Source organism: Gaoshiqia sp. US2 (assembly GCF_059705485.1).
In genome coordinates this window covers 1,922,605-1,948,878 of the sequence record NZ_AP048550.1, presented here as the reverse complement: position 1 = coordinate 1,948,878, position 26,274 = coordinate 1,922,605, and the positions used below count along the sequence as shown (strand labels likewise).

Here is a 26,274-nt window from a genome sequence, read left to right as displayed (position 1 = left end):
TCTCATGACCGAAAATTATCTTTTAGTTGCCTTCAGGTATTCTTCCAATATCCGCTGGTCGTTTTCGTCGCTGTCGCCGTACTGTTTGCGCAATTCGTCCAGGCGCCGGTGCATCATCTTGCGCACATCGGCGTATGCCGGATCATCGTAAACGCTTTTCATTTCCATCGGATCCTTTTCCAGATCATACATTTCCCATTCATCCACATCGTAATAAAAATGGATCAGTTTGTAGCGGTCGGTCCTTACCCCGTAATGCCGTTTGACCATGTGGGTCGAGGGGTACTCGTAGTAGGTGTAATAAACCGCGTCGCGCCATTTGCCGCTTTCACCGCTGACAATCTTGCGGAACGACTCACCCTGCATATCTGCCGGAACCTTAACCCCGGCATAATCCAGGAATGTCGGCGCAAAGTCGAGGTTTTGTATCAGTTTGTCAACGACAGTCCCTGGTTTAATTTCTTTCGGATATTTCATCAGGATCGGGGTGCGGAACGATTCTTCGTACATGAAACGTTTGTCGAACCAGCCGTGCTCGCCCAGGTAAAAGCCCTGGTCGGAAGTATAGACCACGATGGTATTTTCAGCCAACCCGCTTTTATCCAGGTAATCCAGCACTTCGCCCACCCCGTCGTCAACCGAGGCGATACATGCCAGGTAATCCTGCATGTAACGCTCGTAACGCCAAAGCATCTTTTCTTTCCAACTCATCGATGGATACAACTTTTTAAATTCCTCATTCAGCGGACCGTAAACCGAATCCCATGCTGCCTTTTGGGCGGCATCCATCCGACCCACATCTTTTCTGAACAGATTGATCCCCCAGTTTGATTCTTCCTTTATGCCCAATTCTTCCATCACCTCCGGATAAATCTTTAAATCTGCCGCCCATGTCATATCCTTCAATATACTCATCTCTTGCGAGCGGGCGGCGGTGCCCCTGCCTGCATAATCATCAAAAAAGGTCTCCGGTTCTTTAAAATGCATTTTGGTATATTGCCTGAAATATTTGGGCGCGGGCAGCCACTCCCGATGTGGCGCCTTCTGGTGGTACAAAAGACAAAAGGGTTTATTGGGGTCACGCTTGTTCTTCAGCCAGTCGAGCGCTGTTTCGGTAACAATCTCGGTGCAATACCCGTGCAACTGTTTCTTTTCGCCGTTAATGTAAAAATCGGGATTATAATACTGTCCCTGATCTTGCAAAACCATTGAAAAATCGAACCCCTGCGGAATGCCGTCGAGGTGTATCTTGCCGATCATGGCGGTTTGGTAGCCATTTTTCTGAAGTTGTTTGGGGAAGTTGTCCTGCTCCCAGTTGAAAGGCTGGATGTTGTCAACCTTTCCGTTCACAAAACTGTGTTTGCCGGTAAGCATCACCGCGCGGCTCGGGGCGCAAACCGAGTTAGTCACAAACCCCCTGGTAAAAATGGCCCCGCCTTTGGCAATGCGGTCAATGTTCGGGGTTTTGTTCAGGCCATGCCCGTAAGCGCTGATGGCCTGGTAGGCGTGGTCGTCGCTCATGATGAAAATGATGTTGGGACGGATATTTGTTTTTTTCACTTCCTTTTGGGCGCACCCGGCAAAAGCCGTGGTTACACCCATTAACCGGCATAAAAAAAGTTTTAAATTCATGGTTGTTCTATTTTGAAATAATTAAATGATTACATTATCTAATTCATCCATAAATAATTACGGACTTAAAAATGAGCGAAATCCGGAAGTTCGCCTTCTCCCAATATTTTTAGCCCGTTCCAAACTTTAAAGGTGTTTTTGCCTTTTTTCAGGTTTTGAAATGGCCCCGGGATTGCTTTATTATTCTGGGGAATTGTATTCCCAAAATAATCATTATCAACAAACCTGTGATTTTGAGATCCGCATTTGTCAGGACTGAAAGGGACAAAAACGTCCAACTCCTGGGTTTCGGGATGATAATCCACTTTAATACCTTCTGCCATCGTGCTGTTCATTTCATTGGCAAGGTCATGTTTCGACCAGAAATGCTGCCACTGACCGGGTGTAAGACAAATCCGGATGGTATCTTTAAATTCTTCGACATTTTGATACTTATCTGATAATTCTTTCTTTATCAGTTCATAAAATTCCCGGTTCGTCCAGGGATCAGGTTTATCCACCTGTTTGTTCACGGCAAACACTGCTTTATCTGCCGGGGCGTTAAAGACATTGTAATCGCTTCGTTGTTCCCCGCCTCTGTGTGAAGGATAATTCATATCAAGCATTGGCGAGCCCACAACAAAAATATTGTTGTACAAAGAATGATGGTAGGTTTTTGTCCGCGCATTGCCCTGCATAATATAATACCCATTTCCATACCTGGCATTTTCAGGAGTGTTGGCGATCAGGTTGTGCATCACAGTTGCCCCGGAAGCATCCGAGCACCATATCCCTCCCCGAAGGTTTCCCTCAATAATATTGTTATCCACAAATACCCGGTCGAAACCATAATCGCTCATCTCAAGCATTATGCCCGGGTCGTTGTTGCCGACTATGACATTGGCAGATATCCTGGCATCGGGAAACTGGTTATCGAACCAGATTCCTATGGTATTGTTATCGGCTATATAATTGTTGTGGATATAGGTCTTACTGGCGCCGTGGCACTTGATGCCGGCCTGCTCCCAGCGTTTATTTCCCCTGAAAGGGTACGTGTTGTTCCTGAGAATAACATTGTTGCGGATAACCATGTTCTCGGAACTATTGGAAAGAATACCCGCAGAACCATTTTCAATGATGTAGTTTTCCTCAATTATATTATCATGCGGAATAACGCGTGGGCCTGATCTGCCTTCACCTCGTAATCTGCCTCCGACCCCTGCATCGATTGCACAGGTTTTGGCACGCCTGATGACATTTCGCCTGATGATCCAGTGATGCCCTGCCTGAAGGCCCAACGCCCCTTTCTGCGCCCAGTCGTCGTTCACCCAAAAATTGGTAGGGTACTGGTTGCCACAATGCTCCATTAAAAAACCTTCGACAACGATATACCCAAGCCCTTTCGCGACCGGGGCAAAAATCCGTCTTCGGGTGGTAATTTCAACATCCTGTTCCTCTGGCTTTTTATTGCCAAAATGGATAAATAATTCACCACCGGACGGTTCATAATACCAGGTACCGGGAATCAGTTCTTTTCTGAACGGGACCTCTATTAACTCCTTCCCGTTAACAAAAACCTGTCCACAGGTGAACAACATCGTTGAATCGCCGCCAAACCCCCGCAGGAATTCCTGCCTCCCGGCCCTGCCGTAAGGAGATGAGGACAAGTTGACTTTAAACGGGTTGTGATGGTCGGTGTAATCAGCCGGGATATCATCAAAAAGCGTACTGTCCGGTGTGGCCCCGTAAATCCCGCTGTCATAATCAGTCCATTTGGGCTTCCAGATGACAGACCCCTTAATAACTACCTTTTTATCCGGTTCACCCATATAAACAACAGGGTTATTTTCGATGCCCCCGCGCGGGGGCGTTACCCTTTCGCGATAAATGCCTTCGAATACAAAAACAGTATCACCGGGTTGTGCAACATCGGCGCCTTTCTGGATAGTAAGGAAAGGCCGGTTTTTTGTTCCCGGATTATTATTGTTTCCACGCGGTGAAACATACCAGGTTTTGGCTGACAATGATGTGCATACTACCAATAGCGGAACAATCATTTTTGCCTTAATCAGTATGTTTTTATAAGGCAATTTGATTTTTTCAGTTAGTCTTTGGATTGCTTCCATATATTTATTGGATTATATTCTTTATCAGTTCAATGCCTGTATTATTCCCCAGGTTCCTGTTGTATTTCATTTCTTCCTTATTGTTCCAGTGTTCCATCACACCAAGGCTTTTGCAACGGATACCGTCTCGTTCCGGGTCATAAAATGTCTTCGAGGGAGGGTTACCGGCCAGAGCCGCTTCAATCAGGAATTGGTCGCAGAAAGGCATATCCGGGGCATCCGGAAACTCAGTGCGGAAAAAATCCAAACCGACGGCATCGATTGCCACCCCATCCTGCGAAGCGAACAAACTGCAGGGCCAGTTGCCGTTAAAGGGCGCCATCTGCCATTTTGGCCCGGGTTTCCCGGCTACGAACTTACACCCGTACAACCCGTCAATCAGGAAAAGCATGGTTTTTTCGCCAAGATCCTTGTGCCCCATAAAATCAACGAACGTCAGGTATTTGGGTTTGCCTTCCTTATCCTGGTTGAAGTTATTGTGGAAATTTTTCCTCCAGTTATTGTCGATGCTTGTCACCCCGTAATAATTCTTGCCGCAAAGCGTTACGCCTGTCCCACCATGACCTTTCAGCAAGGCCATATTGATGAGGTAATCGGCTTCAACCGCACAGGTTGCCAATCCCTTAGCCAGTTTGCCATTATCAGCCGAGTATGGAATGGCGTTATCAATGTAGGTTGCTTTTGCCCGGCCGTTCCCCCCCACGTTATCCAGAAAAACGACTTCCGGGAATTCCTTATGGCAACGGTCAAAAATTTCGTCGGGTATAAACCGGCTGGCATCGAAAACAGTAATGTTTTTTTCGGGGACTTTTGCATCCTTGATTAAACTCCTCAGCAACGCCAGCGTAAGCTGGGGCGAGGCGTTGATCTGATTTGTTGAGGACTGCGACGAATTGTTGTTCATGTTAATTTTGACAGCTATTTTCTGGCCTGCCTGATAGCCCTCTTTTTTCCCTTTTTTTGTTTGGTTGAAATAAATGAAGAGTGACTTCCATGCTTTTTCAGGTTTTTTTTCACCCGTCAACGACAACAAAGCTTCGTCCACCATCTTGTCAACCCCGGCTTGGGAAGTGTTGGCATCTTCCCACCAAAAGCCGTTTTCTTCATCCCAACTCGCAACTTTCGGGTCGTGCACCCACGCTACCCGGCCCGGAAATATCCCCCGGGCTTCGCCCATGGGCTGATTCGGCGTAATAACCCATTCTGCCGCGGGATTGGCAAATACCTTTCCCGAATCCTGTGCCAGAAAAACAGCGGAAATGCCTATCGCGATAACCAGGAAAGCGATGGCATAGGAATATTTTCCCTGCACGAAATTTGATTTGGACTTCCGCCAGGCTGCCCAAGCACCGGTCAGGCTCAGCAGGTATATCACAAACGAAGCCATCATTGGCGAAGCAGTCCTCATGCATGGATAGGCAGCTCTTGATGGCTTGGGGATGACCCGGATCAGAAACCATATTGTGGACACAATACCCATACCGATAAACAACATTTTTCCCGCCACTGGCTTTGTAGCCCGCTTTTTCAAAAACGCTGAGATTTTCTCTAAAAATGTTTTCATAACTATTTTCCTCATTACCCTATTTTCCCTGATAACTGTTTTTTACCACAGCTTCATCAAATTTTTTGATCAGCCCGGGTTCTAACTTTGCAAGGTTCTTCCAACTTTCATCGCCGTAAACGCCTGCCTTCATGTAGTCAAATGGCACAAAGCCTATTTTTTTGGCCACTTTCAGGCTTTTGAAATGAAAATCGAGGTTTTTCGCATCAACGAACAACGGATCGGTTATGAGCGAATGCCGGTCTTTCCCGGCTTTTTGCCATTCGGCAAAACTCATTCCGTAAAAAACCGGATTGGCTGTCCTTAAATCCCAGTAGCAATTGGAATCTACTTCGGTAATGGCTTTTATCCACGAATCTTTTACATATCGTTCCTGAAACAAATCGCCTTTATCCGAATAAAGGATATTATTTGTAAAGGAAAACGATTGGTGCGCTTCGGGCCTGGCGAGCGAAACCTGTGTTTTCTCATTAAAAGCCAGAATATTGTTCCGAATAATGTTCTCTTTCCCGAAATGCTGGTTAAACCCGGCGTCTTTGCAATGATAGACCAGGTTGTTTTCCATCACGATGCCGGTCGAGCCTTCGTCAGTGTACAGGCCCCAGCCACCATATTCGAATGAATAAATATCATGGATCACATTGTTGTTGACCACAGTGCCTTCCGATGCGCCCAGGGTATAGACCCCGCCCATATCGCAAAGTTCGCCCCAGCCCAGGTGATGGATGTGGTTGAACGCTATCTTGTTCCGCTTGGAAGGGCTGTCTGCATACCCCCAGACCCAGCCGGCAGAGATACCCGAATTGCGGAAATCGGCAATATCGTTGTGGGTTATCTCGTTGTCGCTCCCGTGGAAAATAACCACGCCCATCCCATCGGGAAAAATATAGCCGCCATGCTGGATGATGTTGTTATCGACGGTGATATGGTTGGTCAGTTCGGCGCTGTCAGCCCGTATCTGTCTTTCACCAATCTTCACCCCGCCGGTGCCAAGATCGTGTAAATGGCAATGGCTCACCATGCTTTCAGAACAAGCCCGGCGGAACCAGATGGCATACAGGCCAATGTTGGCAATTTCACAATTGACAAAGTCGATGTGCCGTGCAAAATCAACCATCACGGCCGCATCTATGGTACTTGCCGCCTGCCCGGGTTCGTTGCCTGACAAGGGTGTCCGATACCCGCCAACCTTGAAACTCAGGTTTTCAAACCGGACATGCTCTATCCGTTTCCCCGTTTTCCCATCACCGGATATTTCCATGAACTTTTCAGTAACCGGAACAATACATTCCGTGTTGTCAACGGTTTCACCCTCCAGTGGGATGTAATATAAATATCCGTCGCGCGACAGGAACCACTCACCGGGCGAATCTAATGCGCCGCGATAATTTTCAACGTAAAAACGAGTCTTGCTGTCTATTTTAATCCACGGAGCCATACCGCTTCCCGTTATATAAAACGCAGTATCCGTTTTACTGATATGCTGAATATACCTTCGGGTTTCGCTCCATTTCTGGTGAAAGTTTACCAGGGCATGGCCTATATCTTCACCTTTTAAACCCTCCAGGAACCCGGCATCGGGGGCATGTAATTTTATTTTATGCGATACAAATAGCGAGGATCTGGACCCGGCTTTGTCCAACGGAATTTCTTCGGCTGCCTTTACCATGAAAAATCCTCCCCGATCGGGGGTTTGCGCCCTGAACCGGCGTTTGCCGTTGATATACATTTGCTCAAAATAAAATCCGTAACGGGCAACTTCCGGAATAAATACCCGCCACAGGTTTTTGCTGACATCTTCAAATTTACCTGGCTTCATCCCGCCATAAAATACTGGCCTGGCATTGGGGTCAGCCGTGTAAACCACGGGGCCCTGCATGCTCCCTCCGTCTTCCGTGTCAAGCCTGAGCGGTTCGAGCATGTAATAATCTCCTGGTAAAACATGAACGAAAACCGTGTCCGTTACCCGGTTTCGTTCGCGGAGTTGCCGTACGCGGTCGCGGGCGCCTGCGAGCGAAGCAAGAGGCCGATCTTTTGTTCCTATATTCAGATCGTTCCCAGTCGGGGAAACATACACCCGCTGAGCAGCAAAAACATTGTTTGATGTAAATACTGCGGTTATTAAAAGGATAATTATTTTTTTCATTGCTACTGAATTTTGCATTGTACTATACGGTCTACTCAGAAACCACCCTGGTGTATTTGTTCTTTTCCTTTACAACATCCCAAATGGTTTGCTGTATGAGCTGCAAATCATGGGCGCCGGTGATATGCTGGTCGGGATAAGGGGCTTTAACCGCCCAGCTTATATTTATTCTGTTGTAGGCCAAACCCACAGGCGATTTTTTAAAGAATGTGGCATAGGCAACCCAGCCTGTTACGTTTATGCCTGCCGAATTAAGGTGATAAGCGTCGCGGTGAAACTGGTTGATAGAGGTCAGCGAATTAAACTTCCCCTGGTGCATCATCTGGTCAAGCACATAAAATACTTCCCCAACCGGGATTACACAAATGTCAGGATTGGTTTCTCGCACGCTATCGCACAGCAACTCCATAAAATCCCGGGATAAGGAACAGCGCGTGCTACCGGGATTTGTTTCAACTATTGTAGAAGCAATAAATGAATTGCTTGAATAATTAAGATCGGTTGCAGAAGTTTGCGGCCACGGCGAATAAATGAAAAAACGGGTATTTTTATTACTTGCATTCTGTTTTGCTTTTGCTATTATATTGTTGATTGCATTTATATTATCTGTCAAGCTATTAGGTACTCCCTGATTACCAGGATATGGCTGCACCGACACGACATCCCAATGGGAAGAAGGCAATGCAGTGATCCAGTTTGAAGGTGTTGCCTTGGCCGTTGAATCGGGATAAAGGTACATGTAAGTTAATGTTGTGCCTGGCCTAAAGTGGGTTCCCCAGTTGTAGGTTTTTCCCAATGTAGCCTGGTATCCCGAAGCAATAGAAGGAAAACCGTTATTCAAATCCCCGGTAAGTGAATTACCAATAAAGTAAGCCGAAGATACGCTGTAATCCTCTTCTACTTCTTTTTCAGGATCATTGTCCCCATCCTTTGCGCATCCACTCGCTACTTCCAAAAACAATAACGCAAACAATAAAATGGTTAGTTCCGGCTTCATATTAATTTCTATTTATCAAGTTTGGCCACAATAAATTTTTCGATATATATATTATCACCGCTCTTGATTCTTAGCAGGTACATCCCATTTTTCAGGCCTCTTATATCAACCTCTTGTTGCCCTGTGTCCTGCTTTTGAAGTACCAATACCCCGGCCATGTTGTAAACTTCTAAGCTTTCCACCGGTTCAGGTACCTGAAATTTCAGCTTGTCACTGGCCGGGTTGGGAAAAACCTTAATGGGAGAATCCTTCAGATTGTCAAAAAGCAAGATACCTGTTGGTACCCCATCCAAAACCTGTCCAGGTATCCAGTATTCTCCACCATATTCATAAGCTCCGATGTCTGGGGCAGAGCCAACGTAGCCATCCGTAATCCCGGGAATTGCTGTTCCACCGTTTATACACGGAGAACCGGCTATCAACCGGAAATCATGTTTGGCCGTATCGGCAAACATGGGGTTATTCCCATAGTAATTGCCTGCTACCATTGCATTTCCAAAAGACAACGACTGTAAAAGAATATTATTGAATACTTTCGTTTCTGACCAGTAAGGCACCCCGATATTCCCGTTCCAATCCTTATAAGGTGAATTGATTGATGCTTTACAGTTATATATGGTATTATTGTATATCTGATGACTATTAGGCCAAAATCCATGAGAATAAATTTGTGGTTCAGGATTATTCGCCCTGATGCCAGAAGCAGATTTTCCGGTCTTACAATTCCATATCACATTGTGATGGACAACAAAATTTGAGGAGTAATTATCCAGATAAATTCCCATGCCGCTATGCACCTCTGTATTGTTAACATTAAAATTGTCATGAACCCAGTTGTATGCAATCACCGATCCAACTCCATCGGTCAAAAAACAGTATATAACGCCGTTATCCGTTTTTGCTAGCCCTGCATTATACATTTCATTCAATTCAATAGTCCACGGTTGAGTCGGTGGATTCATACTAATCTTGTTTGAACATGTTACAATTGAACGTTGAGCATCGTGCAAAGTATTTTGACGAACAACATGGCCTCCCCCATTCATGGCAATTACCGCGCATTCCCAACCTGCCCAATTGGCATCATACATATGGCAGTTATACACGGTATTATGCGATCCAAGTAAAGAAACACAGTTGCCCCATGAATGAGCTATTTCACAATTTTGAATGGTGTTGTATGAACCGCCTGCCAATATTCCTTTTCCTGGAAGGGTATTAGTCATTGGTGCATATTTGTCGTCCGATTTTGTATTAAATGTTAATGGGTCAAATAACGAACTGACGTAATACGCTTTACACCAATCCATCATACAATGCGTGGAACCATACATATTGACGGAAGCACCAAACACTGTCAATTTACTAAGAACAATGTAATTACGGTCTGTCAGATCAAAGGCACAATCCCGAAATTTGCCTTCAATAAGAAGAGTTGACGGATCTTTTCCCCCGGGAGCCCAAAGATAGAGAATACCACCCTTCCAGCACCATTCTCCTTCCGAGTCAATTAAACCCGGTACGCCCATCAAGTACCCTCCTTCCACAAGGTCATCAGGAAATAAAACATGGGAGTTTGACTTGCTGAACTTATTATACCAGGCTTGTTTATTCGTGTTCTGAACAACGGTAACCCCGGTCCAGTCAACATCAGCAGGGGGATTGGCTGTTCCAAGCGTAGGACGGCACATATCAAATCCATTTTCAGGATCATAAAGCATGTTCGGATGACGCGCCAAAAGCATGTACTGCCTGTTGACAAATAGATCTTTTACCTCGTTCGGTGCAGACACCTGATAAATATTTCCTTTATATTTGGTCCATCCTGTTATCACTTCTCCTCCATGAACTATCACGTCATCATTTTGATAGGTTGTAAACACCAGCGGATTACCTGCTGTTCCGGAATTTGCAGGGCGGACTATCTCATAATAAGTACCGGCATGAATATAACAGGTATCGCCTGCTGTCATAGAACTTGCAGCCTTTTGAATGGTTTTGAAAGGAGTTTCAAACGTTCCGTTATTTGTGTCACTTCCAGTTTTTGCTACATGATACGATTTACTAAAACCTACTGTTGTTAACAAAGTTATGCAAGAGCAAAAAAGTGTTGCTTTTTTTATAGTTGAAAAAAGAAAATTCGTTTCTTTCATGTTTAATCATATTTTAATTATTGAACCTCATTATCTCCAGCTTTCTTATTTATTTAAGCTCTGTTCTGAAAAAGCAAAAAGTCTGGTAAAAGCACTATATTTCTGCTTTTTTAGAACTTTTCCTGTCTCCGAATTGGGACACGTGTGCTCTTTCTTTTACACTGTAAAAAAAGTATTTGAAATTTTCGGAATTGTAATAGAAATAAAAGGCAATACCCCCGGCATTTCTTAATATAAATACAAAGAATGCAGATAGAATTACTGGATGAACATCAATAAATTTTACAACTCCAGATTGTAAGTTAACACAACCTGGAGTTGTTATTCTTTATTTTATGAAATATGAGAATGAGAACTTGTAAAATTCTCATTCATATTAAGGCTTACTCATAACCCGGGTTTTCAACAAGGCTAGGATTATTTCCTGTCCGTCTGGTCGTTATCGGGAAGTAATAATTATACTCAAAAAACCGTGGAGGGTTGACAGTTCCATCAATATCATTAACAACTGTTACTTTGTATTTGCGGGTATTATAATCCAGCTGAAACCTTAATCCGCTAAAGCCTCTGGTCAGATCAGTCACAGCTGTTCTCCAACGGCGTAAATCCCAGTAACGGTGGCCTTCAAAGGCCAGTTCTATTTTCCGTTCATGCCTGATTTTCGCCCTGTCGATACTTGTCAACGCGGCTACACCTGCCCTGCTCCTGACCTGGTTAAGGGCATCCAGCGCTTCGGCAGGTTTGTTGAGTTCAAAGGCTGCCTCGGCCAGGTTCAGCAAAACTTCCCCGTAACGGAACAATTTCCAGTCCTGGGGCGATACATACCTGGCGCCTTTGACATTTGTACTTTCACTGAGATATTTCAGGATGCCAAACCCGGTGCCTAAGGCAGTAGATGTAACTTGATTTCCCAGAACATTTATACCCCCATAGCTGCCTGTTGTCTGAACAGATCCGTCAGGTTTGATAATACCTTTGTACCAGGTAAGTGGAGTCGGTTGAGAAAACTGGGTACCTCCCCATACCATATCCTGGTAGAATATACTGGCATGAAACCGGGGTTCTTTGTTCCCAAACAAATCCTGGCCTGACCATAGCCCCTGCTGGATGGCCACCCTGTTAAGCGGCGCCGGGGCCCCCGGGGTACCGTCCACAGTTTCAAACTCATCTGCCATCTCCAAATATGGATCAAGGTTTTTACCCCCTCCCCAGCCATTGGGCCTTGGCCCCTGGAAAAAATCTAGCGGCCAACCCTGTCCTGCAGTGGGATAAGACTCTTTTTCGTCATGTGGTCTACAAAATATAACCTCAGCATTGCCGTCTTCAATAAACAACTGCCTGAAATTTTTGACTTTATCAGTCGGGTATTTATTATACAACGAATGAACGCCACCCGTTATAATTACCTTCGCGGCGTCATACGATTTTTGATAATACCCCTGTGCATCAGAAGCAGGGAATCCTAACAGCCCGTTTAACTGTTGTGTGCCAAACTGGGCAATACTGCCGGCATACAAAGCTGCCCGGCATTTTAAAGCTGCGGCCGCCCACTTAGTCGGCCTACCGTAATCTGTTGTCCTGACTGAAGGGAGATCGTTAAATATGGCATCACATTCTGAAATCACAAAATCATAGATTTCTTTTTCTGAATTACGAGCACGGAAAAGCTCTTCATCCGGGTCGTCAATATTTTGTGCCTGTGTAATCAGGGGTACCCCGCCATATCGGATAACCATAGCAAAATAATTATAAGCTCTGATAAACCTCGCTTCTGCCACCCGGGACTTTTTATAATCTTCCTCAACCTTTGACTCTGGAACCCGCTTGATAAAGATATTCAAATCCCTGATAACTTTATAAGCAGATACGTTTCCAGTCGCAGAATTATCACCCAAATTATCCCACCATGGCAGCGGGTTCGAGTCAATCTTAATGCCTCCTTGCTTGTAGCCGGTACCCGGGCATTCATCCGCAATCTTATCAATATCAACATACCACCAAGTACGTGAATTCGACCTTTTTATATTATCTTTATCCCATACCACCATATCTGTATAGATACCCGTCAGGTATGAATCAATCAGTGTCTGATCATTCCAAACCACAGCATCTGTAATCAGGTCTAAGGGTTTTTTATCCAAGATATCTTCCTGGCACGAAACCATAAAAACCAGGATAATCGACAAACTATAGATTATTTTTTTCATAACTTACTTTTTTAGATTTAGAATGTAACAGTTGCACCTAAAGTAACGGTCTTTTGCTGAGGATAAGCCCAGGCAGAGCCAGCCTGACTATAAGATGCTGGTGTAGGAGGGACTTCAGGGTCCAGATCGTACTTATTCAGCCCGCTAAATGTCAACAGATTAGTTCCTGCAACATATACCCTCATTTTAGAGATATTTACTTTGCTCATCCATCTTTTAGGCAGGTTATATCCTACTGAAGCTGTTTTTAGCCTCAGGTAATCGGCTTTTTTATACCGGTAATCAGAGTAAAGCCCATTGGTGGAAGCTCCGCCTAACCTTGGCACCAAGGCTTTCGGGTTATTATTTTCTTCTGTCCATCTCAAATCATAATATACTGTCATCTGCCTTATAATTTCGACATTGTTGTAAAAACCCATCGCACCTTGCCACAAAGCAGAAAGGTCAAAATTTTTGTAGGTCAGATTGGTATTAAAACCCACTGTCCAGTGAGGAAATGTTCCTTTCCCGATTTCAACCTGGTCTTTCCAGTCCAGTTTTTTGTCGTCGTTCACATCCACATACCGGATATCGCCGGGTCTCAGGCTGACATTCCCCTGCAGGTCCTGGTCAAACCCGAGGTTATCAATTTCCTCCTGGCTGGTAAACAACCCGTCAGACACATAGCCAAACGCGACATCGGTCCATCTTCCTGAACGTTTCTTTTGCCTCAATTGATCCGGATCCTCGTATTCCGGTTCTTCATAGTGCATCCATTTTGCCCTCGACCAGTTAACATTGGCGCTGATATCCCAGGATAAGTCTCCGGAATGCCCATAAGTGCCCACTTTTAATTCGAACCCACGGTTATTGAGGCTGTTGAGGTTCTCGGTTGGCAGGTCTGCCCCGAAACTGGTAGGTAGAGATATATTCCGGGTAGCCGGTATGCCATTCCGTTCACGGTAAAAAACATCTGCTTCACCGTACAACTTCCTTTTCCACATTGAAAATTCCAGCCCGGCATTGTACAAGGTGACCTCTTCCCAGGTCAGGCCAGGATTTGCCATTCCTGTAGTATATAAGCCTGAACTATACGTGCTACCAAATAAATATGTACCGTAAGTATTCTTTAACTGATAACCACTTAGGTATTGAAAGTTCAAAACATTATCCAAACCAGACTGTCCATAACTAGCTTTTAATTTCAGGTTATCAAAGAATCCCATATTAGCTATAAAACTTTCTTCAGACATTCGCCATCCCACTAAAACACTGGGAAAATATCCCCATCGTTTCTGATGAGGAAATTTAGCCGAAGCATCAGCACGGATGGAAGTTTCGAGTAAATATTTATCTTTATAAGAATAATTCAGCCTGCCTACATAACTTTTTCGCCCCATTTCACTTGCTGAACCACTATTGGTAGCAGTAGTTCCGTCACCAACATACAATTGGTCAATCGCTGAAGTTAAAAAATTAGTCCTTTTTGTCCGGACATGATCGTACCGGTAATCAATTGATTCGTAAAGTGCCAAAGCAGTTAAATGATGGTCTCCTTTAAATGTCCGATCATAATTCAGGGATAATTGGTTGGTCATATTCCGGTTCCGGGTATCCCTGATTTCCAGTCCTGTCTCTCCTCGCGTATCTGCCCTTAAAGTATAGATATCATCTTCATAAGAATAATCCCACATTTGATATCCTTTATTAAAGAGCTTTTCAGTTGAATAATCTTTTCTGTAATTGATCAATAATTTTGCTGACAGACCTTTAACAGCCTTAACCCTATAATTCAATGTCATTGCTCCACTTAATCTTTGAATATCGGAATCATCGTAGCCTGAAGTCTCTCTGTTGGTCACACCATAAATCGGCACGTTACTCCCTATATATACTAATTTATTGGGATCCGGGAAATGGGCGGGGTATGTTGGGTTGGCCAACCACAAGTCTTGCCATAAATATGGATATTCCAGGATTTCTGAACGATAAGGATAGTTAATATCTCTTACTATGGAAGATATATCCATCTGAAGGTCCAGGTTATCAGTCAACTTCATATCAACATTGGACTGAATATTATATTTCTGATAATCTCCGCCATTCTTCTTCCACATCATTTCCTGCTTCAGATAACCCAAGAAACCATAATATTTAATCTTCTCAGAGCCGCCACGGACAGATAAATTGTGCTCCTGCTGGGGCGCCCATTTCCTCACGACTTCATCATACCAATCCGTATTCGGAAAATACCGGGGATCACTCCCATCAAAGTACTTCTGGATTTCTTCCAACGAATAAGGAGCTGTATCTTCTGGCTTACCTGACTGTATCCATGCTTCTCTCTCCATTTCTGCATATTGCCCGGCACTTGTTTTCCTTGGAAAATTTGTCATACTTTGTCCAGTATATGAAGTGTTTAATGTAAACGTCGGTTTTTCCAGGCCCCCGCGTTTGGTCGTCACAAGAATAACCCCATTACCGGCCCGGGCACCGTAAATGGAGGCTGCTCCATCTTTCAGGATCGAGATCGATTCAATCGAGTTAGGGTTCAATATATCTAAATTAGCTTCAACACCATCTACAATGACCAAAGGACTCCCAAAGCCACGGATATTCAAATCAGCAGCATCCCTGCCCGGTAAGCCTTCCCGCTGTACGGTAATCAACCCGGGCAAACGTCCGCTCAATGCATTGGAAGTACTGGCAACCGGGGAAATAGTCAGTTCCTGGTTTTGAACGCTGGAAATGGAACCAACGATAGATGCCCTTTTTTGTGTACCATAACCTACTGCAACGACTTCATCCAATCCAATGGATTCTTCAACCATTGTCACATTGATTTGATTTTTTCCGGCAACCGATATTTCCTGGGCCTTCATTCCTACAAAAGAGAAAACCAATGTAGCATCGGAAGAAACATTTGCAATACTATATTTCCCATCAGCATCGGAAATAATCCCGGTGGTCGTGCCTTTGACAACCACTGTAACCCCGGGTAACGGAGCGCCGGAGGAGTCGGTGACACGGCCGGAGATGGTGCGTTGCTGTTGGGAAACAGATGTACTTTCCGCACCACTCTTTACACTTTTTATTACAATGATGTTGTTGTTAACCATTTCATAGGTCAAACCAGAGCCTAGCACCCTGTTCAATACATCTTTAAGATCCGAATCCTGAACGTTTACACTGACTGTTTTTGACAAATCAACCGATCGACTATCATAAAAAAAACGATAATCGCTGGCCTTTTCGATTTTATCAAATAAATCGGAAAGCTTTACGTTTTCGTAATTCAGGTTCAATTTTGTGGCCTGCGAATAAGACGCAGCAGAAACCTGAACAAACGCGAGCAAAAGAAGAAAAGAAGTAATCTTCATAACTCTAATAATTTTTTTCACATGGAGAAGTTTAAACTTTCCATGATACACGTTAGTTTTTTTCATAAATTTACGGTGTTAAAAAATTGATAATACGAGCCTGGAGGCTTTTATTGATTTTTTAATTTGGAAACAATGTCCTGTTTCCAAAATAAGCGGGGGCGCTGGCAGGCGTACCCCGTTTTAAATTTCAAAGGTCTTTTATCACATAGGCAGTTTTTCAAAAGTTAGGTTCAATTAATGCTTCTTTTTAATGTAAATAAGGGATCCTTCGTGTGTATATGTAAAAGGTTCTTTACTTGCACGTTCAAATGCCTCCATAAGCGTGTAAACATTGTCGTTGACGTTCAAACTGCCGCTGAATAAGATTTTCTTTAATGATTGATCTTCGAATGTAACTTCAACGTTATAGATTCGCTCAAGCTTTTTTGCAAGTTCTTCAAATGTTTCTTCCTTAAATTGGTACACTCCGTTCAGCCAATAATTGTAAAAGCTGTTTGTTATTTGGGCTTCTGTTACTTTTCCCGAAGACTTATCAAAAGTCAGACTTTGAAATGGGGTCATTAGGTAAGATTGAAACTTTTCGCTCTGGCCTTTTTTATTAATATCGAATTGGATTTGTCCTGCGATAAGTTCAGCTTTTATTATTTTATCACCCGGATATGCAGTGACCGCAAACCTGGTCCCCAAAACTCTAATCCGGTTTTGTCCCATTTTTACAATGAACGGATGTGTCTTATCGTGAGTAACATCAAAAAAGCCTTCTCCTTCCAATTCAACAATACGATCTTTTCCCTTGAATTCTTCCGGATAGGTAAGCTTTGTCCCATTGCTTATCCAAACTTTCGTGCCATCCGGTAAAACAACCGACGACCTGTTCCCGTTAGGCACATAAATCTCGTTCATCGCAATTTCGTTATTGAAATTCACAGTGCTGATCATATAGCCGCAGAATAGCGCTAACACTATAATTGCAGCATACTTCATGAAGTTCCATAGCCGAAACGGGCGCTTCATTCGTTTTGAATTTTTCCTGACTTTTAAAAGACCATCTTTAATCTTTACTTCCGGCATATCGTTACCGTGTTGCAATATCGCCCACAGGTTTTTATATCGAATATATTCTTCTTTATTCTCTTCAGAAGAGTTGACCCAATCAATAACTTCAGGATGATTGCTGAAGGACTGATGTGAAGTAATAAATGATATGAGCTTTTCCTTTTCCATTTTTTAATTTCTATATGTAGAATGTTTAAGTACCCCCTTTACCCTATCTCATTTTTTAGAAAAAAATTGTCGGTTTGGCTGTAATTTTCTCTAAAAGTATTTTAATGCCCTTAATATGTGTCAGTTAAAACACCAGATAAAATAAATAAAAATGGGAAAAATTATTCTCCGCGAAAAGTTTATCCGAAAGAGAACATGTTAAAACATGAAAATAAGTAAAGCCAGATAATCTTTCAGTGCGATTTTAAAGACTTTTAGCGCTTTGGTAATTTGAGCCTCAACAGCTTTTTCACTGATATTAAACATGCCGGCAATCTCTGCATTCCGCTTACCTTCCAACCGGCTCAAAATAAATATCTCACGGCATCGCGGAGGCAGTCCTTTCAGCGTATCATTTATGAGCCGTTCAATTTCCATAAATGTTATTGGAGTAGTATCCAATCGTTCAAGCGCTTCTACATTCAAGTTGAGTTGTGTATTAGCTGCAATTTTTTGATCAGAATATTTCTTTTTTACCTTTTCGTGACGCAAGAACATCAGGCAGTTGTTTTTAACGTTGGTGTACAAGTAGCATTGCAACTGGTTTTCGTTTGAAAATGTGAGGGCTTTGTCAAGGAATGTAATAAATGCATCCTGTACAAAATTCATGGCATCCTCTTCTGGTACGTATTCTTTTGCGAAAGCAACTAAACGCGGATAATAGGCCGTAAATGTAATGTTGAAGGCGGCCTCATTTTTATTATTTAGGAGAGTTACGATATCGTTTGAAAGTACCTTCATATAATGCACGAAAAGTTTTACAATATTAGCAAATAACTCAATTCTAAAAAAATGATACATTGCGTGAGAAAATCTAGACTTTTATATAGAAGCTGACGCAGAAAAATCACAATAGCATTTTCGATGCTTCCATATCCTTTGATATCTTCGGAAACACAATCGTTTATAGTTTTGAGTGGTTGTCAGAGAGTGTTTTCTAACATTTTGAAACCATCTCAAGGGGAATCCCGTTGGTGGTACGGCTTTTTGTTGAGTTAAATTCTATCGGACTAATATTCATTTCCGGATTTGAGAGTAAGGAAAAAATGGAAATTGATTCAGTATATTTTGAGTTAAAATAGAATAATATTTACCTTTGTAACGCATGAATAGTTCTTCAATTTCGTTGGCGTGACAAAATCGAGACCAGCAAAAATAAATAGTCGATAACAGCTTGAATTTAAGCCTAATAGCATTATAATATATGCCCTTGTTCTGTTCAGAACAAGGATATCAATTATATACAACCTAACTCAAATACAATTATTCTTTCTATTTTTTTTCATAACAGACATCCATATTGCCACATCCAATATAAAACTAAAAGCGACAAAATAGAGACAAGAGGGTTAGCTATAAAATCTTCTTCAACTTTTTCATATCTTCAGAAATCTTTGAGTCAACAATCTTTGCATAAATCTGCGTAGTCTTCAAAGACGTGTGCCCCAACATTTTTGAAACCGTTTCAATCGGAACCCCATTAGCTAAGGTAACCGAAGTGGCGAAGGTATGGCGCGCAACGTGCATAGAGAGATTTTTGGTTATCCCGCAGATTCCTGCCAATTCTTTAAGGTATTCATTCATTTTTTGATTTGAATGTACAGGAAGTAGGTTCCCTCTACTCCGGTTCACCGGAAAGTTCTCGTATTTCTGCAATATAGCTTTAGCTTGCGGCAACAATGGAACCCGACACCTAATATCAGTTTTGGTTCGGTCAATGATGATCCATTTTTCGCCATCATCGCCTTGATGAATATGGGCTTCACAAAGTTTGCTGAGTTCGGCGTAAGCTAATCCAGTATAACAGGCAAAGACGAATACATCGCGGATGAATTCCATTCGGAGTGTACCTATCACCTTGTTTTTAATTTGTTCCAGTTCCTGAATAGTCAGGTAATCGCGATGAGTCTCATTACGTGTAACTTTGAACGAATTGTAAGGATTATTCGAAATCATGTTCATGGCTATGCCGGTGTTCAAAGTCTTTTTCAGATGTTTATGGTAAGTTAAAGCCGTGTTTGGTTTTAATTGGTATTTCGTTTTCAGGTAGATGTCAAATAAGTTCAGAAAATTGTAATCAACCATTGATAAGGTTAAATCGTCTTTCCCAAACTTGATTTTAGAGAATTCAGCTAATCGTTCCCTGGTTGTTTTGTAATGCTTTAACGTTCCTTCAGAATAATCATTCCCAACCCGAACCTCTATACCTTTAATAATACCATCCATTATTTCCAGCACGCCTTTTTCATCACTTACTCCCTGTAATTTGTTTTTCACATTTAAAATAGAAAAATGTTCTCCTTTCGATTCCAATTGGTTATAAATGTCCTGCACACGGGCAGTAATCTTATCCAATCGATTATTCAGAATTTTAGCTTCTTCCGTCCTCCCGGCAATCTGCTGCTTCTCTTCATTCCATGACTCCGGAACAATAAGAATTCCGGTAGATAATTCAAAACGTTGGTTGTTCATTGTGCACCGGACATAAACCGGGCATTTCCCGTCAGTGCGGGATTTTGATCTCTTTAAAGAGAAGTTTACAGTAACTCTCATTATTAGACTCATTTTTTAGTTAAAAAAATGGTCTCGTTTTCCAGTTTAAAATTAGCCATTGTGGGTCATAATTCAAAGCGTCAAAACGAACCAAATTCAATCAAAATGAATTAATTATCAGAATCTTACATCGATTACCGAGACCTATTTGATGTTTTTAAAGAATAGGTCTCGATATAGTCTCGTTTATTTTGCGAATTAGTGCATATTTTGACTCCCTGTCGAAAATAAAAAAGCGCCTAAACCTTTGATTTAAGCGCTTTTAGTGTCAATTGATGTCTTTTGGTGTGACTCAGCTGGGATTCGAACCCAGGACCCCATCCTTAAAAGGGATGTGCTCTACCTGCTGAGCTACTGAGTCATCCTTATTGATGTAGCCTTTTTGTTTAAAGGCGGTGCAAAGGTAAAAACTCTGGCATTAATTGCAAATTCCGGATGGCAAAAAATGAAAAAAAAGCGATTTTCAACAGTTAATAACGACTTATTAAATGCCTGTCCGGTACGAAAACAAAAAAAGTTTACTTTTGTTTTTCGCAATTAAAAATTATGAAGGACAAAGTTATCATTATAACCGGCGCTTCATCCGGGATTGGTAGGGCTCTGGCCTTTGAGTTCGCAAAAAGAGGAGCGAAGTTGGCGTTGGGGGCCAGGCGTATCGATTTACTGGAGCAGTTAAAAGAAGAACTTGTACCCGGGAAAGTGTTGATTCAGCAAACAGATGTCAGCCGGGAAGAAGATTGTAAGGCGCTGATTGTAAATACGATTGCCCGATTTGGCCGGATTGATGTCCTCGTAAATAATGCCGGTATCTCCATGCGCGCGATTTTTGAAGAACTGGAGCTTGATGTTATCCGGAAACTGATGGATGTAAATTTTTGGGGGACGGTTTATTGCACCAAGTTTGCGCTACCCTATTTATTGAAAACAAAGGGGTCGGTGGTTGGGATTATTTCCATTGCCGGCTATGTCGGTCTGCCCGGACGTACGGGCTATGCTGCTTCAAAATTTGCCGTTCGCGGGTTCTTGGATACCCTGCGTATCGAAAATATGAAAAAAGGGCTTCATGTGCTGGTAGCAGCTCCCGGCTTTACTGCTTCGGAGGTGAGGCAGGTCGCCCTGACTGCCGATGGCTCAAAGCAAGGTGAAACGCCCCGCAACGAGGCGCAAATGATGTCGGCCGAACAATGCGCTGTATGTATCGTAAATGCAGTGAAAAAACGGAAACGGGAATTGATTCTTACTTTTGTTGAAGGCAAATTAACCGTTTTTCTGGGGAAATTCTGCCCACGGCTGCTCGACAAACTTACCTATAAACATATGGCCAAAGAGCCGGATTCACCGTTTAAATAATTGCGATGTTTGTTAGCGAAACAAAAGTAAGGGTCTACTACGAAGACACCGATAAAATGGGCGTTGTTTATTACGGAGTGTACCCGAGGTATTACGAGATTGGCCGTACGGAAATGATCCGGGATTTGGGATTAACCTACAGGGAAATTGAAGAGTCGGGTATTTTACTTCCGGCCAGAAGCCTGAAAATAAATTACCTGAAATCGGCCTATTACGATGATTTGTTAACCGTCAGGACGATTGTAGATCAAATACCCAAAGTGAAGTTCCTGATTAAAACCGAAATTTACAACCAGCATGGCGAACTGCTGAACGAAGGGGAAGTTGTCCTTGTTTTTTTCAACAGCAAAACCAATAAGCCGTGCCGGGCGCCGGAACGATTTATCGGAGCCTTGAAAAAGTATTTTAACGGTTAGCTATTACAGCAAAGAAAAGATCAGCGAGCCAACAGCTAACAGGATGATTGCTGCGCCGGCTATCTTATTGAACCACCACAATACGCGAAGATTGAATTTGTGTCTGAATATGCTGACTGTTCCCGTCAGACCTAACCACCATGCGTTCGTTCCTGTAAATACGCCAAGAATCACAAAAACAGCCTGGTAGGGTTGATCGATCTGGAAAGCGATCCCCGCACCTGCAAAAACGGCCAGAAAAATAAAAATGACCATGGGATTCGGAAAAGTAATCAGAAAAGTAGAGGCCAAATCCTGAAAATACGAACTTCCTTTTCGCCGGTATTTCCTTAAATCGCGTACCGGGTTTTTAAAATAAATATGAATCCCCAGGAAGAGTACGATTAGGGCGCCGATAATTTGAAAACTGACCTGGTGAAGCCTGATAAAATCAATAATATAGGTCAGGCTGTATCCGGCAACAACAGCATAAATGGTATCGGAAAGTGAAACTCCCAGGCCCGAAAAAAAGCCCGAAGTCCTGTTCCGGTTAACAGTTCTTTGAATAACAAGAATGCCAATTGGTCCCAGCGGAATGGAAACCGCCAGGCCGATCAGAATCCCTTTTATGAAAAATGCGAAAGACATGGTACAAAAATAACAGATTTTGTATTTATCCCTGATTACCGAACTATATTCCTGTATTTTTCGGAAATCAAAAATACAGAAGGTATATTTGTAATCAACATCCTACGAAAAATTTATACTTATGAAGAAAATCAGTTTATTTTTGACATTAACCCTAATATTCTTTCAGGGTATGACACAAGATTACCGTTTAAAATTATGGCCTGCAGGGGCTCCCAACCAAAATACTCCTCCCGGAGAAGAGCATTTTTATGTTGAACGGGAGACCGGGCGTTACGATAATATTTCTGAAGCTGAGTTATTCGTTTATTTACCCGAAGCCGGAAAAAATACCGGGGCAGCTGTTGTCATTTGTCCGGGTGGCGGATATTGGGTCGAAGCGATTGAACATGAAGGCTTTATGATCGCCGAATACCTGAAAGAAAATGGCATTGCCGGTATTGTGCTGAAATACCGCCTTCCATACGGGCAACATGAAGTCCCGCTTTCGGATGCTTTACAGGCAATTCGCTATGTCAGGTCGAAATCGGCAGACTGGGCGATTGACCCCGCGAAAGTGGGCATAGCCGGTTCGTCGGCCGGCGGACATCTGGCTTCAACTGCCGGGACCCATTTTGATTTGGGTAAGTCTGAATCGACAAATCCGTTGGCAAAAATCAGCAGTCGCCCCGATTTTATGTTGTTGCTATACCCGGTTATCAGTTTTGATGAAAAAATCGGGCATATGGGTTCACGCAAAAACCTGATTGGCGAAACAAACGACTGGAAACTGGCATCGTTATACTCCAACGAATTACAGGTCACTGAAAATACGCCGCCCACTTTTTTAATTTTGGCAGATGACGATAAAACGGTTGTACCTGAAAATTCAATCCGTTTCTATATGGCCCTGAAAAAATTCGGCATTCCTGCCGAGTTACACATCTTCAACAAAGGAGGTCATGGCTTTGGAATGAGAAAAATTGATAAACCTGTTGAACAGTGGCCGGTTTTATTTCTCAGTTGGATGAGGGAAATGGGTTTTATTTAGCCTGGTCCCATGCTGAGTGTTTAACTTTTTCAGATTGTTTTAGATACGAATTTTAGGAATGATGTATTCGGATATTCACCCCTTAAATGTTCTTAATTTCTGCCCGGTATGCGGCTCCGAAGAGTTTCACCCGGTGGGCGATCGCGCAAAAAAATGTAAAAAATGCTCGTTTGTCTGGTATTTTAACAGCTCGGCTGCCGTAGCTGCCCTGATTTTTGATACGGAAGGAAGGCTTTTATTTACCCGGAGGGCTATTCAGCCACACCTGGGGATGCTCGATCTTCCCGGCGGGTTCATTGAACCAATGGAAACCGCAGAGCAGGCTGTTTGCCGCGAACTTCAGGAAGAGCTCGGTGTGGTGGTCAGTGAACCGGAGTATTTCGGTTCGTTTCCAAATGAATATCCTTTTTCGGGAATTGTTGTTTTTACCCTCGACCTGGCATTCCGGGTAAAGGTGCAATCATTGGATCAACTGGTACCAATGGACGACATTTCCGGTTATGAATTTCATTTTCCGGATCAGGTTGATTTGGATAAACTTCCTTCAGTGTCGATGAAGCAAATCGTCCGGAAGTTAGTTGAAGAACCGGTAAAATAAGCGAACTGTTAAATTTAACCTATGAGAACGTTGATTAAGGACCGACTGGCAAAACTTCGCGAGCAGATGCATCAGGCCGGAGTGAAAGCCTGGTACATATCGGGAACTGATCCTCACCAGGATGAGTATCTGCCCCTGCATTGGCAAAACAGAGCATTTATCTCCGGCTTTACGGGTTCTGCCGGATCGGTGATCATTACGGAGGACGATGCCGCACTTTGGACCGATTCGCGCTATTTCCTGCAAGCTGAAGAACAACTTCAGGGAACTGGTATCCGCTTGATGAAAATGCGGATGGAAGGTACTCCGACTCATGCGGAATGGCTTGCATCCATCCTCGGTAAAGCCGATCTGGTTGGGACCGATGCCGCATGCCTGTCAGTTTCCGCTTATACCAGTTTTCGGGATGAGCTGAAGCAAAAAAAGCTGCATCTGAAAAATACGGGCGACTTATTGGCATCAGTTTGGGACCAACGTCCTGAATTGCCGATTACGCCCGTCTTTGAACATGAACTGAGGTATGCAGGAGAAAACCGGTTAACAAAAATCAACCGGATTAGGGAGGAGATGCAAAAAAGCGGCGCTGTTGCCAGCCTGATCACGGCATTGGATGATGTAGCATGGACCTTCAACCTGCGTGGGCAGGATGTTGATTTTAACCCGGTTTTTGTGGCCTATGCGCTGATTACCGACAAGCAGGTATTTCTGTACATCAACCCGAAAAAAGTAACCGAAGAACTTACGCGGAAACTGAACGATGAAGGCATTCAGTTAAAACCTTATGAAAGCGTTTTTGACGACCTGAAATCCTTCAGCGGAGTCATTCTGATTGATCAGAACCGGACCAATCAGGCCTTGATGGAATCTATTCCTTCCGGTGTGGAGATCATTAAACAGGTATCGGTACCGGCCATGCTGAAGGCTGTCAAATCGGAAGCCGAACTGAGAAATATTCGCGAAACCATGCGAAAAGACGGCGTGGCAATGATCGAATTCCTCTATTGGCTGGATCAGACACTCGGTAAACGAGTGGTTACCGAGTGGGAGATTGCACAAAAACTATCTTATTTCAGGTCACTTCAGAAAGGATACAAAGGCTCCAGTTTTTTCCCGATTATTGGGTATAAAGAAGCCGGGGCCATTGTGCACCGCTCGGTCACGGAGGAGACGGCACAGCCTGTTTTAGCCGAGGGCATCCTGCTGTTCGATTCGGGCGGGCAATACCTGACCGGAACAACTGATATTACCCGGACCGTGACCCTTTCGGAGCCGACCATACAACAGAAAACGGATTTCACCTTAGTATTAAAAGGAATGATTGGCCTTTCAACGGCCAGGTTTCCGGCGGGTACCAAGGGGTGCAATCTCGATGTTCTGGCACGGAAACCGATGTGGGAGCAAGGGATGAATTACGGACACGGCACGGCTCATGGCATCGGTTATTTCTTAAACGTGCACGAAGGGCCGATGAGTATCCGTCAGGAATACAATGAGCATGCGATTGTGCCCGGCATGGTGATGTCGAATGAACCGGGCTTTTATCGCGAAGGCGAATATGGTCTGCGTACCGAAAATATGATGGTGTGTGTGGAAACCGAAAGAAACGAATTTGGCCGGTTTTACGGATTTCAAACCTTGACTTTATGCCCGATTGACCTTAAGCTGATCGATCAGAAATTACTGACGCGAGAAGAAACAGACTGGATTAATGACTATCATCAATGGTGTTACCAGGAACTTTCCGGATTATTGACCGGTGATAAAAAGAAATTTCTGAAGCAGATTACCGATCAATTGATATTTTTCCGGTAGATTCCCAAAACAAGTTGTTTATGGGTAACGAAACGCTCAGATTTTCACCAACCGCTATGATTCGTGTTCTCTACCGAAATTTAATATGATCTCTATTTCAAAACCGACCGCCGGTTAAAACCCAACACGGCCCTGCCCTAACCTACCTAAAACATTCAGAAACTGTTTAAATTTTAATTTTTGATTCTATTAAGCATTAGTCTAATTTGATCTTTTTCCCCGTCAACGTCACGGTCTTTACCCCCAAGCCTGGTTGTTTTGACAGATTGACTGTCAATGCATCCCAAACCGGGAGATTCGCTCTTTCCCGCTTGCTGGCGTACCCGGTCACGGAGCACCTCATGGATTTGCTCACTAACCCCGGTGCTCTTCCATTTGGAGAAATAGTACTAAACTAAGAGGTCGTTTCAACCCGACGCTGAAACGACCTCTTCAGTTCACTTTTCAAATAACTTCCGC

The 26,274-nt window shown here is 43.4% G+C and carries 17 protein-coding genes and 1 tRNA gene; 5 read left to right on the top strand and 13 right to left on the bottom strand.

What is annotated here, in order from left to right; all coding sequences use genetic code 11:
- Window positions 1-15 precede the first annotated feature (15 nt).
- The 12 genes from AC6H3C_RS07680 to AC6H3C_RS07625 form a co-directional block, all read right to left on the bottom strand.
- Entirely contained in the window at window positions 16-1,632 is a 1,617-nt protein-coding gene (locus AC6H3C_RS07680; RefSeq protein ID WP_497520141.1) for a sulfatase family protein, read from the bottom strand.
- 65 nt (window positions 1,633-1,697) lie between these two features.
- On the bottom strand, window positions 1,698-3,737 hold the full coding sequence (locus tag AC6H3C_RS07675; RefSeq protein WP_497520140.1) for a right-handed parallel beta-helix repeat-containing protein: 2,040 nt from the start codon (window positions 3,735-3,737) through the stop codon (window positions 1,698-1,700).
- 4 nt (window positions 3,738-3,741) lie between these two features.
- On the bottom strand, window positions 3,742-5,301 hold the full coding sequence (locus tag AC6H3C_RS07670) for a DUF362 domain-containing protein (RefSeq protein ID WP_497520139.1): 1,560 nt from the start codon (window positions 5,299-5,301) through the stop codon (window positions 3,742-3,744).
- A gap of 19 nt (window positions 5,302-5,320) precedes the next feature.
- Window positions 5,321-7,447, bottom strand: coding sequence for a right-handed parallel beta-helix repeat-containing protein (locus AC6H3C_RS07665; protein ID WP_497520138.1), 2,127 nt, complete (start codon window positions 7,445-7,447; stop codon window positions 5,321-5,323).
- 31 nt (window positions 7,448-7,478) lie between these two features.
- Window positions 7,479-8,444 (bottom strand): hypothetical protein, encoded by a 966-nt coding sequence (locus AC6H3C_RS07660; RefSeq protein ID WP_497520137.1) that lies wholly within the window; start codon window positions 8,442-8,444, stop codon window positions 7,479-7,481.
- Between the two features lie 8 nt (window positions 8,445-8,452).
- Entirely contained in the window at window positions 8,453-10,597 is a 2,145-nt protein-coding gene (locus AC6H3C_RS07655; protein ID WP_497520135.1) for a T9SS type A sorting domain-containing protein, read from the bottom strand.
- 383 nt (window positions 10,598-10,980) lie between these two features.
- Window positions 10,981-12,804 (bottom strand): RagB/SusD family nutrient uptake outer membrane protein, encoded by a 1,824-nt coding sequence (locus AC6H3C_RS07650; RefSeq protein WP_497520133.1) that lies wholly within the window; start codon window positions 12,802-12,804, stop codon window positions 10,981-10,983.
- A gap of 17 nt (window positions 12,805-12,821) precedes the next feature.
- Window positions 12,822-16,163 carry a TonB-dependent receptor gene (locus AC6H3C_RS07645; protein ID WP_497520132.1) on the bottom strand — a complete coding sequence of 1,114 codons (3,342 nt, stop codon included), beginning with the start codon at window positions 16,161-16,163 and terminating at the stop codon, window positions 12,822-12,824.
- Between the two features lie 237 nt (window positions 16,164-16,400).
- The gene (locus AC6H3C_RS07640; protein ID WP_497520131.1) at window positions 16,401-17,390 is read right to left on the bottom strand and encodes a FecR family protein; all 990 of its coding nucleotides are present in this window, start codon (window positions 17,388-17,390) and stop codon (window positions 16,401-16,403) included.
- 198 nt (window positions 17,391-17,588) lie between these two features.
- Window positions 17,589-18,170 carry an RNA polymerase sigma-70 factor gene (locus AC6H3C_RS07635; RefSeq protein ID WP_497520130.1) on the bottom strand — a complete coding sequence of 194 codons (582 nt, stop codon included), beginning with the start codon at window positions 18,168-18,170 and terminating at the stop codon, window positions 17,589-17,591.
- Window positions 18,171-18,782: 612 nt separating this feature from the next.
- Window positions 18,783-19,982: a site-specific integrase gene (locus AC6H3C_RS07630; protein WP_497520129.1), complete on the bottom strand. Its 1,200-nt coding sequence runs from the start codon at window positions 19,980-19,982 to the stop codon at window positions 18,783-18,785.
- Window positions 19,983-20,270: 288 nt separating this feature from the next.
- Window positions 20,271-20,343 (bottom strand) — tRNA-Lys (locus AC6H3C_RS07625).
- 185 nt (window positions 20,344-20,528) lie between these two features.
- Between AC6H3C_RS07625 and AC6H3C_RS07620 the strand changes: the two genes are divergently transcribed.
- Window positions 20,529-21,332, top strand: coding sequence for an SDR family oxidoreductase (locus AC6H3C_RS07620; protein WP_497520127.1), 804 nt, complete (start codon window positions 20,529-20,531; stop codon window positions 21,330-21,332).
- A 5-nt stretch (window positions 21,333-21,337) separates the two neighbouring features.
- Window positions 21,338-21,748, top strand: coding sequence for an acyl-CoA thioesterase (locus AC6H3C_RS07615; protein ID WP_497520126.1), 411 nt, complete (start codon window positions 21,338-21,340; stop codon window positions 21,746-21,748).
- 3 nt (window positions 21,749-21,751) lie between these two features.
- Here the strand turns inward: AC6H3C_RS07615 and AC6H3C_RS07610 are convergent, their stop codons facing one another.
- Entirely contained in the window at window positions 21,752-22,375 is a 624-nt protein-coding gene (locus AC6H3C_RS07610; RefSeq protein WP_497520125.1) for a LysE family translocator, read from the bottom strand.
- Window positions 22,376-22,496: 121 nt separating this feature from the next.
- Here AC6H3C_RS07610 and AC6H3C_RS07605 point away from each other — a divergent pair, with 121 nt between their 5' ends.
- Genes AC6H3C_RS07605 through AC6H3C_RS07595 form a run of 3 tightly spaced genes read left to right on the top strand, consistent with a single transcriptional unit; the run spans window position 22,497 to window position 25,815 of the window.
- Window positions 22,497-23,405 (top strand): alpha/beta hydrolase, encoded by a 909-nt coding sequence (locus AC6H3C_RS07605; RefSeq protein WP_497520123.1) that lies wholly within the window; start codon window positions 22,497-22,499, stop codon window positions 23,403-23,405.
- Window positions 23,406-23,463: 58 nt separating this feature from the next.
- A complete protein-coding gene (locus tag AC6H3C_RS07600; RefSeq protein ID WP_497520122.1) occupies window positions 23,464-24,003 on the top strand; it encodes an NUDIX hydrolase in 540 nt (179 codons plus the stop codon).
- A gap of 21 nt (window positions 24,004-24,024) precedes the next feature.
- Window positions 24,025-25,815: an aminopeptidase P family protein gene (locus tag AC6H3C_RS07595; RefSeq protein WP_497520121.1), complete on the top strand. Its 1,791-nt coding sequence runs from the start codon at window positions 24,025-24,027 to the stop codon at window positions 25,813-25,815.
- Window positions 25,816-26,274: the final 459 nt, after the last annotated feature.

Bases quoted from the DNA above. Each gene is read 5' to 3' on its own strand.
- AC6H3C_RS07680 (WP_497520141.1), bottom strand. From the start codon at position 1,632: ATGAATTTAAAACTTTTTTTATGCCGGTTAATGGGTGTAACCACGGCT.
- AC6H3C_RS07675 (WP_497520140.1), bottom strand. From the start codon at position 3,737: ATGGAAGCAATCCAAAGACTAACTGAAAAAATCAAATTGCCTTATAAA.
- AC6H3C_RS07670 (WP_497520139.1), bottom strand. From the start codon at position 5,301: ATGAAAACATTTTTAGAGAAAATCTCAGCGTTTTTGAAAAAGCGGGCT.
- AC6H3C_RS07665 (WP_497520138.1), bottom strand. From the start codon at position 7,447: ATGAAAAAAATAATTATCCTTTTAATAACCGCAGTATTTACATCAAAC.
- AC6H3C_RS07660 (WP_497520137.1), bottom strand. From the start codon at position 8,444: ATGAAGCCGGAACTAACCATTTTATTGTTTGCGTTATTGTTTTTGGAA.
- AC6H3C_RS07655 (WP_497520135.1), bottom strand. From the start codon at position 10,597: ATGAAAGAAACGAATTTTCTTTTTTCAACTATAAAAAAAGCAACACTT.
- AC6H3C_RS07650 (WP_497520133.1), bottom strand. From the start codon at position 12,804: ATGAAAAAAATAATCTATAGTTTGTCGATTATCCTGGTTTTTATGGTT.
- AC6H3C_RS07645 (WP_497520132.1), bottom strand. From the start codon at position 16,163: ATGAAGATTACTTCTTTTCTTCTTTTGCTCGCGTTTGTTCAGGTTTCT.
- AC6H3C_RS07640 (WP_497520131.1), bottom strand. From the start codon at position 17,390: ATGGAAAAGGAAAAGCTCATATCATTTATTACTTCACATCAGTCCTTC.
- AC6H3C_RS07635 (WP_497520130.1), bottom strand. From the start codon at position 18,170: ATGAAGGTACTTTCAAACGATATCGTAACTCTCCTAAATAATAAAAAT.
- AC6H3C_RS07630 (WP_497520129.1), bottom strand. From the start codon at position 19,982: ATGAGAGTTACTGTAAACTTCTCTTTAAAGAGATCAAAATCCCGCACT.
- AC6H3C_RS07620 (WP_497520127.1), top strand. From the start codon at position 20,529: ATGAAGGACAAAGTTATCATTATAACCGGCGCTTCATCCGGGATTGGT.
- AC6H3C_RS07615 (WP_497520126.1), top strand. From the start codon at position 21,338: ATGTTTGTTAGCGAAACAAAAGTAAGGGTCTACTACGAAGACACCGAT.
- AC6H3C_RS07610 (WP_497520125.1), bottom strand. From the start codon at position 22,375: ATGTCTTTCGCATTTTTCATAAAAGGGATTCTGATCGGCCTGGCGGTT.
- AC6H3C_RS07605 (WP_497520123.1), top strand. From the start codon at position 22,497: ATGAAGAAAATCAGTTTATTTTTGACATTAACCCTAATATTCTTTCAG.
- AC6H3C_RS07600 (WP_497520122.1), top strand. From the start codon at position 23,464: ATGATGTATTCGGATATTCACCCCTTAAATGTTCTTAATTTCTGCCCG.
- AC6H3C_RS07595 (WP_497520121.1), top strand. From the start codon at position 24,025: ATGAGAACGTTGATTAAGGACCGACTGGCAAAACTTCGCGAGCAGATG.